The organism is Caballeronia sp. M23-90, assembly GCF_053574605.1.
On record NZ_JBSIPA010000884.1, the window covers coordinates 1 to 992 of the forward strand.

The 992-nt window shown below is 62.4% G+C and carries 1 pseudogene; it reads left to right on the forward strand.

Annotation, left to right across the window (positions count from 1 at the left end):
- Window positions 1-992: pseudogene (locus ACRXB1_RS36745) on the forward strand (chemotaxis protein CheA); the annotation flags it as partial.

The window sequence follows — 992 nt, forward strand, 5'->3', positions numbered from 1 at the left end:
TCAAGTCGCGATGGCGCTGGGTCCGAACGAGCCGCCCGCGCACGTGGTCGAGCAGGCAAACGAAGCCGTGGAAGAAGAGGGCGACTGGACGGAGTTTCCGTCCGCGCCGGAATCCACGGACGCAAGTGCTGACACCGGCCCGCATCTGAAAATCACGTTACGTGGGGTAGGGGAGAAGGACCAGGCTCTGTTGACCGAGGAGCTTGGAAACCTGGGGACAGTCGTCGGGGAAAAGAAGTCGGGCGGTGACCTGACGTTGTGGCTGGACTCGGATGTATCGGCGGATGACATCGTTGCCGTGTGCTGTTTCGTGATCGATGATTCGCAGATTTCGATTGGTCGCGGCAATGCGTCGAGCGCATCGGTGGATGAAACGCCGGTCGCAGCCGTGGAAGAAATCAAAGAGGTGGCAGAAAAAGCGCCCCAGGCAGAGAAGACGGAACCGGCGGCGGCTGCATCTGCTGCCGCCGAGTCCCGCGCAAACACACCGGTTTCGGCTCCGGCCGAAGCTCCCAAGGCGCGCGCCGCAGCAGCGCCGGCTGCTGCAGAAGGCAGTTCGATTCGCGTGGGCGTTGAAAAGGTCGATCAGTTGATCAACCTCGTCGGCGAACTCGTGATCACGCAGGCCATGCTCGCCGAAACCACAAGCACGTTCGATCCCGCGCTGCACGACCGCCTCTTCAACGGCATGGCGCAACTCGAACGCAATGCGCGCGACTTGCAGGAAGCCGTGATGTCCATCCGCATGATGCCGATGGATTACGTCTTCAGCCGTTTCCCGCGTCTCGTGCGCGATCTCGCCGCGAAGCTCGGCAAGGAAGTCGAACTCGTCACGTTCGGTCAGGCGACGGAACTCGACAAGAGCCTGATTGAACGCATCATCGACCCGTTGACGCACCTCGTGCGCAACTCGCTCGATCACGGCATTGAAACCGTTGAAGCGCGTCGCGCGTCCGGCAAGGCCGCGGCGGGGCAACTGGTGCTGTCGGCGG